Origin of the sequence: Capnocytophaga sp. oral taxon 878, from assembly GCF_002999135.1 — a bacterium.
In the GTDB taxonomy this organism is placed as follows: domain Bacteria; phylum Bacteroidota; class Bacteroidia; order Flavobacteriales; family Flavobacteriaceae; genus Capnocytophaga.
The window spans coordinates 1,986,837-1,997,500 of sequence record NZ_CP027229.1 but is presented as its reverse complement, the minus strand read 5'-3'; the positions used below and the strand labels follow the sequence as shown (position 1 = coordinate 1,997,500).

The window sequence follows — 10,664 nt, the reverse complement described above, 5'->3', positions numbered from 1 at the left end:
CTCTTGAGACATCGGGAGGGGGAGATAAGGATACTATTGAAAAGTCTTTTTTTAATAAAAGTGTAGCGGATAGTATTATTCTTAAAAAGGCAAAAGAGGACACTCTTTTTGAGCTTGTAGAGCGCTTTCGGGGGACTGATTTGGACTTTGAAGTAACTACTAAAGCTGATTCGCCTTATGAGACAAAATCGGTGGTGAAGGTTAGGAAATTCTTTGATGATACGGACTATTACGCTATTATTTATACTGATATTATGGGGCTTAATGCTATAGATGTTTATCAGTTGAAGGAAAGGAATATAGTACATAAGGTTACATCGGAATGGGGGCTGGCTTTTTCTTCGGATACTATTTTTGATGTGAATGGTGATGGAACTAAGGATTTTTTGGTGAATTACTATCCTCTTTCGGGATGTTGTAGGAGGAATTGTTATGCTATTTATCTTTCGCCTGCTACTACAAAGAAACTGATTACAGAGGCTATTGATTTGGTAAATCCTACTTTTTATCCTGAGGAGAAGATGGTAAGGGGGGTAGAGTATGGGCATCCTGGTGAGGCGGGGCTTTATAAATACCGCTGGAAAGGTGAGAAATTGGATACTGTAGAGTATATTTATCCTGATAAAACTACTAAAGGAAAGACGTTTATTAAGACTGCTAAAGAGGCTTATTTACCTGATAGGAGTGAGGGGTTGCCTATAAAGGCTCTTCCTAAAGAATATGAAATGGTAGAGGAATTGGATTGGTTTCTTCTGTATGGTAAAGGTGTTTTTGATGAGCGTTAAAACGGGTTATGATGTATATTTAATATTATAAAACTCCCCAAGACTTTGTGCTTTGGGGAGTTTTTTTAACTATAAGGTTTGCTTTTTATCGGTTACATTTTTGGGTAGGTCTGTAACTGTGAGGGTGAGAACACTGCCTGTGATACTGCTTTGGGCAGTGGTGGCTGTGTAGGCGTACTGAATTCCTTCTTTTGTTGCTTCGCCTTCCTCAATGAGGGTACCGTTACTTTGGTGAAGGGCTACCTTGACTGATTGCACTGAGAAATCATCGAGGAGGGTGAAGTAGAGCTTGTTACCGATAGCCCCGTGGTAGTGGCTTACATCTATGTGATGTACTACTGGTGGGGTGAGATAATCGGTGATGGCGGCATTATAGGCGCTCATTAGCTTTCTTTTTACCTTGGGTGCTGCCTGATAGAGTGCTTTTTGAGCAGGGGAAGCAAGTACTGTTTTGGCGTATAATACTGCCTCTTGGAACTTACTACGTAGCTTGAGTTGCTTTTCGGTAGGTTGTGCCTGTGTAGGGCGTGGAAAGCGTGCTACGATTGTTTTTTTGCCGCGTTGGCGGAATACGATGGTTTTGCCGACTTCGCCGCGGAAGTCCATTGTTAAGATGTTTAAACTTTTAGCCATTTTTTTAATTTAATTTAGGGGGTAATGGGAAAGAAGCAAGGGGCGGTGCGCGCATTGTTGCCTATTACTTGTTGGCCATTACCTTTGTTTGACGGTGCAAAGTTGCGGCGTTTTTGGTTTGTGGACAAATAGTTGTACCACGGTGGAACAGCGTTGTAAACCTAGAGAAGGATAGTTGCCTAATTATCAATTAACAATTACTAATAAGATAAATAGAAGAATCTTTTCAGGTTGGACGAGTAGAGTTGGCAAAAGTAAAAGAGAATGGAAAACTTTGCTAAATATGAGGTAAAGTTTTGTAACTATTTATTTTTTTAAAGTCTTTACAAGAATTTTTTTATCAACATTTTAATAAAAGAATCTAAATTTTTCCCTTCTTTAATTATTGTTTGAGGAATAACGCCTCTATAATCTCCAGAGATAGAGATTTCATTTTCTTTATCTTTTACGGATAATATTCCCTTTAAAATAGGTTCTATTTTACTACCAATATTAGAAAGGATAGAAATTCTATCAAATATCTCATTTATATCAGAAACCTTATATCTTTCTTCTGTGCCAACTTTATAATTAGTCATATCTACACAACAAAGAGAATATTTTGTTTGATTTTCAACAGCTCTTTCCATTTGTAAAGAACTCATAGTGATTGAATTTCTACTATCCCAACGAGATTTTACTTCAATATAGTAGATAATCTCACCTTTGTATTTTATAGTAATATCTTGACCACCTTGCTCTTCTTGTACCTTTACTTCAAATGTTTTTAAATCAACTTTAATTTCTTCTCTTACTAATTTTTCTATATGTGTTCCTATTGTTTTTTTAAATAGAAAGTCATTTTTTTTATACTCTTCTTCTTCTAATAATTGAGTGCCTAATTCAATTATTTTTTCAAAATTATCTTTTTTAGATAATTTACCTAATAGAGATATTTTATCTGGTTTTAATCCTATGATAGAGAATAAATCTTCTTTTGTTTCACTATCTGAAATACGATCTAACATTATTGAAGCTTTTTTGCTTTCAATAATAGGGAAATATTTTTTCCATTCGGGATTATCTGAAATGAGTTTTATAATTTCTAAGATCTGTTTAATATAAGGTGATTGATTAATATTAGTATTATCTTGTATCTTGAGTAAACTTTCTATTTCTTGACCCAAACTTTCAGAAGTTTTTTCTTCTTTATGAGGTAGAAAATCTTTAAAGTCATTATGTATTAAAAAATTTCTAATGGGATATTTAGGTGTATCAGAATTATTCTTAAAGATCTCGTCATATAAGTCTTTTAGTTTTTCAGATATATTATTATCAATTTTCAAGTTAGTTCCTGTGCATAAATCAAATTGCTGATTAGGAAATATTTTAAAAGTGGAAATAATATCTTTAAAATCAGAATAAGTATATGCGCCAGACTCAGATAACTTAGTTAGAAAGTTAAAATTTGATTTTATCCACTCATTATTTTTTTTATTTAACTCGTATATAAAATTGCGTAGTAAACATTTTAGAGCTGTTAGCCACCAGTTAGAACCATCATCAGAAAGATTTCTAATATTTATAATAGGTTGCTTTAAGCCAAAAAAATCATTTATAATAGATAGTAAATCTGCCCGTATCCCTTTTGATGTATCAGGGAAAATAGAACAATATTTTATCATAGCACTTAAAGTTTCAGAAGCTAACGGAAAATTGTTTTCTGATTTGTAGTTTTCAGCAATTTTAGCATTTATATCTTTTACAAAATCTTTTCGTTCATACGAATCTAAATTGAGTTCGAATTTAAAATCTTTTGCTAAGAATTTTTTTGATATATCAGGGATTATAACATTAGCAATATCTATTAATACATCATCAATGTATAAGCACGATTTTAATTGTGATTGCTGACAAAAATCATTCTTGATATTGGGTAGTATTTTATATTGATTGAAAATCTCTGTGTGATTATACTTATTTAAATATGTATAGAAGTTTTTTAAATCTTCTTTCGTTTCTTCATAGAAACTAAGTGTCTTAGATTTTTCAATCTCCTTGGCTATTGAAGTAATGTCTATGAAGTTTAGTGTTGTATCTTCCCATTCTGTAATATACTTTGTCCACTCTTTTACAATGTGCTTTTGAGGAATTTTATTTTTCCAAAACAAATTAACAATAGTATAGATCGAATTGAAATAAGCGTCATCTTTCAGTAATTCTTCACTAAAGAAAAAAGTATCTTTAGGGCATTTTTTTTCTTCATTAGTTTCTACTATAGGATAAGATTTGAAATTATTTACCCATTTTTCTTTTAGCTCTTTAAAATATACAGAGAGTATAGAGTTATTAGGTATATTGGTGTTGAAGTTGATTTTTGATAATAAATGTATGTTGTCTATTTCATTACATTGTTCTTTTATGAAATTGCTAATTATATCAAATGCTAAGTCTAATATATCTTTGTTATTGGCTTCTTTTTCCTGTGTTTGGTCGTTATTGCTTTTTAAATGTATTCCATCTCTTGGTTCTGTTGGCGCAAATAGTTTCGAATGAACAATAAAATTAAAACCAAAGTTTTCTGTACCTATTAGAGGATAGTATAGAAATAATTTAGCCAATTTCGGATCAAAAGAAATAGCTTTATTGGGATTTTCTAATGGGAGAATTACTGTTAGTTTGTTTTCTGTATCAGATATAGAGTAGATTCTTTGTTCTATACTATTAATCAGAATGGGAGTAATTTTTATTGTATTCTCAAAGTATTCTCTGTTTTTTTGGAATATCGTTTCCTTTTTGTTTTTATCAATTACAGTAACTTTTATCAATTTGTCATTCAAAGACATTACGTAAGGTAGCGCTAAGTTTAGCTCATCAATTACCTTTTCTATATTTTCTTTTTCTAAATTAGTAGTTGCTAAATATTTAAATGTAGTAAATTTAGATGGTTCTTCTTTGGCATCATTTATATCAATTAAGTCAAAAGCTTTTTCTTGTTGTATTATTAGTTTTTCAATTAATTCGTCAGAATCTTTTGCTGTTCTATCTATTTCAAAATCATCAAAACAGACATAATCCTTCTCTTTTTTTAAAGAACCTGATAGTAATATTTTCTTTCCAAAAGAATGTGTAGTTATAAAACCTGTTCCATATTGTCCTACTTCATCATCATTATTTTGAAAACTTTTTGAACTTACTTGTTTTATTAAACTATTTAATGTAGTTGTAGTAAAGGGTTTCCCATTATGTTGAAAAATAAGAGATTTATCAGTAATAGATATAATGATTTCACAATTCTCAGAAACATCAACTGCATTTTGGAGTAGCTCCCAGATAGCTCTTTTAGCATCACTTTCATTTAACTTTTCAAAACCTTGAATAAGTTTGTTTGCATGTTGCTTCATATCTATACGTGCAGCTTCCTTTTTTGCTTTTTCTTTTGCTTCACTCATAGTTTTAAGAAGTTTTAATTGTGGGATAAGAATGTATTTTTAAATACTATGTTTATTTGTTGCCTCGGATTACGCTTAGGGTTTGCTGGGTGATTCCTAAAAGGGAGGCGATGTGCCCTAAGGGGGCGCGAAGAAGAATTTGAGGATAGTTTTTTAGTAGTAAATTATAACGTTCTTGGGCGGTTTGAAATTTGAGAGTGTAGAGTCGTTCGGTGAGTGATTTGATAGCTGAAACGAGTAATAAGCGCATTAATCGCTCGAGTTCTTGGTGCTCATTGACTACGCGCTCTACCTCGGGGAAAGTGGCTACCCATACGGTGCTTTCTTCTAAGGCTTCTAAAAAGAAGGGTGAGGGCTGACCATAATAAATGTTTTCGACTGGTAAATAGAACATCTTTTCCATAAAGAAATTATGGGTGATGTCTTTTTTTTTCTTGGTGTAATAGGCGCGTAACAATCCTTCCTCTACATAAAACAGTTTTTGCGAGTGGCTTTTTGCTTTTAGTAGTAGGTCGTATTTTTTTACCTCTTGGCGTACAAAGAGATTGTGTACCAAGGGGGAGAGTGTTTCTGTAGGGATATGGGTTTCGGCGTTTAGATACGCGACTAATTCCATTGTGCTATTGCATATTTTTAGCTTCGATGCTTAGGGTAGCGTGAGGTACGGCCATTAGTCGGCGTTTATCAATTAACTTACCGGTTACGCGGCATATTCCGTAGGTTTTGTTTTCGATACGGATAAGGGCGTTTTTGAGGTCGCGTATGAACTTTTCTTGGCGTATAGCAAGGGCTGTATTTTCCTCTTTACTAGTGACTTTAGAACCTTCTTCAAAGGCTTTGAAGGTAGGCGCAGTGTCGTCGGTGCCATTGTTGGCGGTGTTCATATACGAGCTTCGGATGAGCTCAAGGTCGTGTTGAGCCTTTTTTATTTTTTCTTCGATAAGAGCTTTGAACTCTTCTAAATCTTTGTCGGAATAGCGTACTCTGATTTCGTCCATAGTTGTTAGTATGTTAGTTATTAAGTTATTAGATAATGTATCTTTGTTTTTGGGGCGTAAAGATACGATAATTTTTGAAAAGTGCAAAATTTTTTAGGGGTGTATGTTAGGGGACAGGTGGAGATGTAATGTGGGGGGAGGGTGCGTACTGGGTGAGGTAAGAGGTAAGAGAGGGTGGGAGGGGTTAATTTAATTTGGCTATTTCGGTGAAAAACAGTACTTTTGCAAAAATAGATAGATTGGTTTAACAGGTTGGACTGATGAATGAGGGTCTGACGCTTTAACTTTTAAAAATAAAATGAAATTCAATATAGTTTCGGATTTTGCGCCTACGGGCGATCAGCCAGAGGCAATAAAGCAGCTGGTAAAGGGTATTGAACGTGATGAGAAATACCAAGTATTACTGGGTGTTACGGGCTCGGGGAAGACTTTTACTATTGCTAATGTGGTGGAAAAGATTCAGCGTCCGACGCTTGTATTGGCACATAATAAAACTCTTGCGGCGCAGCTGTATTCGGAGTTTAAGGCTTTTTTCCCAAATAATGCTGTGGAATACTTTGTATCGTACTATGATTACTACCAACCGGAGGCTTATATTCCTACAACGGGTACGTATATTGAGAAAGACCTTTCGATAAATGATGAGATAGAAAAGCTGCGGCTGAGTACCACTTCGGCATTGCTTTCGGGGCGTAGGGATGTGCTGGTGGTTGCCTCGGTATCGTGCCTTTACGGTATTGGGAACCCTATTGAGTTTCAGAAAAACGTAATTAGCATTAAGCAAGGGGATGTGCTACCGCGTACTAAACTGATGCACAGGCTAGTGCAGAGTCTTTACGCTCGTACTACGGCTGACTTTAAACACGGTAACTTCAGGATAAAAGGAGATGTATTAGATGTGTTCCCGGGGTATGATGACAATGCTTTTCGGATTCATTTTTTTGGTGATGAAATTGAAGAGATAGAGCAGTTTGACCCTATGACAAACAGGATATTAGACCACTATGAGACGCTTAATATTTACCCTGCTAATATGTTTGTTACATCGCCAGATATATTGCAAAAAGCGATATGGAACATACAACAAGACTTGGTGAAGCAGGTAGAGTTTTTTGAGGCTTCGGGTAAGGGGCTTGAGGCTAAGCGGCTGAAAGAGCGCACGGAATTTGACTTGGAGATGATACGAGAACTGGGTTACTGCTCGGGTATTGAGAACTACTCACGCTATTTGGACGGTAGAGAAGCCGGTACGCGTCCGTTCTGCCTTATAGATTATTTTCCTGATGATTTTTTGATGGTGATAGATGAGAGCCACGTAACGGTATCGCAGGTGCATGCTATGTACGGAGGAGACCGCAGTAGGAAAGAGAACCTTGTGGAATACGGATTTAGGTTACCTGCGGCTATGGATAACCGTCCGCTGAAATTTGAAGAGTTTGAGGCGCTGCAAAACCAAGTGATTTACGTGAGTGCTACGCCGGCAGATTACGAGCTACAACAGACAGGAGGAGCTTATGTGGAGCAAGTGATACGCCCTACGGGCTTATTAGACCCAGAAATAGAGGTGCGCCCAAGCAATAACCAGATAGATGACTTGGTGGAAGAGATCCATCTAAGGGTAGAGAAAGATGAGCGGGTGCTAGTGACAACCCTTACCAAGCGGATGGCAGAGGAGCTAAGTAAATATCTTGCGCGCATAGGGGTGCGATGCCGCTATATTCACAGTGATGTAGATACCTTGGAGCGAGTGGAGATTATGCAAGACCTGCGCAAAGGGCTTTTTGATGTGCTTATAGGGGTGAACCTTCTGCGTGAGGGGTTGGACTTGCCAGAGGTATCACTTGTGGCGATTTTGGATGCTGATAAGGAAGGTTTCTTACGTTCGACACGTTCGCTAATCCAAACGGTGGGACGTGCCGCGCGTAACGTGAACGGGAAAGCGATAATGTATGCCGACAAGATAACCGATAGTATGCAGCGTACCATAGACGATACGAACTACCGGAGAGAAAAACAAATGAACTACAACAAGGCTCATAACATAGAGCCTAAACCGCTACAAAAGAAGATAGAGAATAGTTTGGCTAAAAGTGTGATAAGTGAGGTGCATTACGACCCTACTTTTGCTAATAGACAGGCGGCAGAGGAAGAGGCTAAGTACTACACTGATGAACAGATACAAAAAGAGATACAACGCTATAAAAAACTAATGACTGAGGCCGCTACAAGTCTTGATTTTGAGAAGGCAGCAAGCTATAGGAATGAACTCAGGAAATGGGAAGGGCTTTTAGGTAGGAGTTAGGGGATAGGAGATAGGGGGTAGGAGATAGGGTGTAGGAGTTAGGGGATAGGGGTGAGAAAAATAGGCAGGAAATGCGAAAAGAGTGAGAAAAATGTAAGAATTGGGGGATTTTGTTGCGGATTTGGCAAAGTGAAAGATTAGGTATTTAGAGGCTGATTATCAGGTAGCTAAGGCTTATACTTCGTTTATAGTTCGTTTATCCTTCGTTATTCGTTCGTTTAAAGTAGGTAATAGATAAGAGATAAGAGGTGAGAGGGCAGGGGTGTAATGGGTTGATTATCAGTTGAAAGGAGTTAGTAGATAGGGAATAGGGTGGGGGAAGGGATTTTTGCATTATTCGCAATTTGGGGAAGAGGTAAGAGGTAAAAGATAAAAGATAAAAGGGGGGATGTGATAAATTTGGAGGCAGGGCAGATGTTTCCCCAATATATAATTGTGGAATTTGAACTTATTGTAGGGCAAAAGAATAGGAAGGGTTTGGGCTGAGAAGGAGAGGTGAAGATTTTGGTAATTCGGGGAAAAGTATTAATTTTGCTTTTCGTAGGGGGAAGGTGTTGTTATGAGATTAGTAATGAAAGCAATACCGACTTTGTAGAGAATAGAAAAGGACTGTTTTAGGGAGCAGATGCAAGAGGGAGAGGAGGATTAAAACAGGCAGAAATTGGTAAATTAAACGTGATATTTTAAAACTTATAAATTGAAAAAATTAGTACTTCTTTCAATATTATCAGGCGCATTATTGGCAGGATCGTGGGTGACCTACGGATTTGCAGCGCTGATATTTATAGCCTTAGTGCCCTTATTACTGGTAGAGGCAAAGATTAGGCAAGACTATAAGCATACTAAGCGCAAGGTATTCGTCCTTAGTTATTTAGCTTTTTTGGTATGGAATATTCCTACAACTTGGTGGATATGGTATTCGACCGAAGTGGGGGCTGTATTTGCCATACTTGCTAATACCTTGCTGATGAGTATTACCTTCCTTCTATATCACATAGTGGCCAAAAGGATGCAGCGCAAAGTGGCTCTCATCTTCTTGGCAGTGATATGGATTTCATTTGAGAAGTTTCACCTTACATGGGATGTATCGTGGCCTTGGCTGAACCTTGGTAATGTGTTCTCGGAGCAAGTTACGTGGATACAATGGTATGAGTATACGGGGACTTTTGGCGGTACTTTGTGGGTTTGGATAGTGAATATTGTTGCTTTTTTGGCTGTAGATAGCTATCTGAAGACTAAAAACAGGAAGCTATTGGCGCAAAAAGTAGGCGTAATGATGCTTTTGGTGGCTGTTCCTATTACTATTTCTTATTTTATATACGCTAACTATACTGAAAAGGGCAAGAAGACTGTAACTGCTATCGTTTTGCAGCCTAATATCGACCCTTATGATGCTAAATATGCCCTTACCAATACTCAAGTTGCAGACTTGTTGGTAGAACTTTCGGCAAAAAAGATGGATAAGGATGTAAACTTTATCATTACACCAGAGACTGTTTTTGCTGATAATATCAAACTACACGAGTTGTCGGAAAAGATAGAAATACAGCAGTTACGCGCTTTTACGGCTCGGTATCCGCAGTTGAATTGGGTAGTAGGTACGGCAATGATTGATTTTGTGACAGATAAAGCACTCACGACTTCGCAGAGTAATTATCTGCCCAAGTACGGGATATGGTATAACGATTACAATTCGGCATTTTTGCTAAATGGAGAGACACAGGAGCTTCCCTTATACCATAAAAGCAAGCTGGTAGTAGCGGTAGAGAATTTTCCTTATCAGCAAATATTAAAACCTATTTTGGGAGAAACGCTTATCAACTTAGGAGGGACAGTAGCCCTTAAAACGACTCAGGCAGAAAGGACTGCTTTTGCGGGAGTACATACCGAAGGGAAAGCGGCGCCTATTATTTGTTACGAAAGTATTTATGGGGAGTTTGTGACTGATTACATAAAGAAAGGAGCGAACTTTTTGGCGGTACTTACCAATGATGCTTGGTGGCGTAATACCCAAGGACACAAGCAGTTACTTAGTTATACGCGTTTGCGTGCTATAGAAACCCGTAGGAGTGTAGCCCGCAGTGCCAATACGGGTATTTCAGGCTTTATTAATAGTAGAGGAGATGTGCTAGAAACATTGCCATACGACACGCAAGGCAGCTTAAAAGGTACTATTGCGCTGAACGAAGAGATTACCTTTTATGTGGCAATGGGAGATTATATAGCCCGCATTAGTTATTTTTTGAGTTTTTTTATCTTCTTATATGCAGTATTGCGCAAACGTAATAGTTTTTAGCATAGAGAAGCTTTAGAGAGCCTCAGTTTATAAATAACAGAGGTTAAACCGTTAAATTATTCTTAATTAGTTATTAAATTTTAGCTAAATAACATAAGGGAGATTTTGAGGTAAAAGAAGGTTTTTGAAATTGAAAAATATTGATAATAAGGGTATTAAGATTGTGGCATTATTTTTGTTTTAAGAGATTGATAACATAGGGAGAGGGATGAGTTATGA

Annotated in this window: 7 protein-coding genes (1 of these 7 only partly in view); 3 read left to right on the top strand and 4 right to left on the bottom strand. The window is 36.8% G+C overall.

Annotated elements, in window-relative coordinates; genetic code table 11:
- A protein-coding gene (locus C4H12_RS08970) for a hypothetical protein (RefSeq protein ID WP_254424742.1) crosses the window boundary here: on the top strand, positions 1 to 785 show its 3' portion. The gene continues 79 nt to the left of window position 1, outside the view; only the last 785 of its 864 coding nucleotides appear in the window; its start codon lies off the left edge, out of view; it ends in the stop codon at positions 783 to 785.
- Positions 786 to 854: 69 nt separating this feature from the next.
- Here C4H12_RS08970 and C4H12_RS08965 read toward each other — a convergent pair whose 3' ends face one another.
- The 4 genes from C4H12_RS08965 to C4H12_RS08950 all read right to left on the bottom strand — a co-directional run bounded on the left by C4H12_RS08965 (position 855) and on the right by C4H12_RS08950 (position 5,847).
- Positions 855 to 1,418 (bottom strand): hypothetical protein, encoded by a 564-nt coding sequence (locus C4H12_RS08965; protein ID WP_106098616.1) that lies wholly within the window; start codon positions 1,416 to 1,418, stop codon positions 855 to 857.
- Positions 1,419 to 1,741: 323 nt separating this feature from the next.
- Positions 1,742 to 4,849 (bottom strand): sacsin N-terminal ATP-binding-like domain-containing protein, encoded by a 3,108-nt coding sequence (locus tag C4H12_RS08960; RefSeq protein WP_106098615.1) that lies wholly within the window; start codon positions 4,847 to 4,849, stop codon positions 1,742 to 1,744.
- A gap of 52 nt (positions 4,850 to 4,901) precedes the next feature.
- Positions 4,902 to 5,465, bottom strand: a complete 564-nt coding sequence (locus C4H12_RS08955) for a Crp/Fnr family transcriptional regulator (RefSeq protein ID WP_106098614.1) — start codon at positions 5,463 to 5,465, stop codon at positions 4,902 to 4,904.
- A 4-nt stretch (positions 5,466 to 5,469) separates the two neighbouring features.
- Entirely contained in the window at positions 5,470 to 5,847 is a 378-nt protein-coding gene (locus C4H12_RS08950) for a TraR/DksA C4-type zinc finger protein (RefSeq protein WP_106098613.1), read from the bottom strand.
- Between the two features lie 298 nt (positions 5,848 to 6,145).
- Here C4H12_RS08950 and uvrB point away from each other — a divergent pair, with 298 nt between their 5' ends.
- Together uvrB and lnt are read left to right on the top strand one after the other, a co-directional pair.
- Entirely contained in the window at positions 6,146 to 8,149 is a 2,004-nt protein-coding gene (gene uvrB, locus C4H12_RS08945) for an excinuclease ABC subunit UvrB (protein WP_106098612.1), read from the top strand.
- Positions 8,150 to 8,846: 697 nt separating this feature from the next.
- Positions 8,847 to 10,445, top strand: coding sequence for an apolipoprotein N-acyltransferase (gene lnt, locus C4H12_RS08940; RefSeq protein WP_106098611.1), 1,599 nt, complete (start codon positions 8,847 to 8,849; stop codon positions 10,443 to 10,445).
- The last annotated feature ends 219 nt before the right edge of the window (positions 10,446 to 10,664 follow it).

Excerpts from the sequence above, each read along its gene's own strand:
- C4H12_RS08965 (WP_106098616.1), bottom strand. The coding sequence starts at position 1,418 with ATGGCTAAAAGTTTAAACATCTTAACAATGGACTTCCGCGGCGAAGTC.
- C4H12_RS08950 (WP_106098613.1), bottom strand. The coding sequence starts at position 5,847 with ATGGACGAAATCAGAGTACGCTATTCCGACAAAGATTTAGAAGAGTTC.
- uvrB (WP_106098612.1), top strand. The coding sequence starts at position 6,146 with ATGAAATTCAATATAGTTTCGGATTTTGCGCCTACGGGCGATCAGCCA.
- C4H12_RS08960 (WP_106098615.1), bottom strand. The coding sequence starts at position 4,849 with ATGAGTGAAGCAAAAGAAAAAGCAAAAAAGGAAGCTGCACGTATAGAT.
- C4H12_RS08955 (WP_106098614.1), bottom strand. The coding sequence starts at position 5,465 with ATGGAATTAGTCGCGTATCTAAACGCCGAAACCCATATCCCTACAGAA.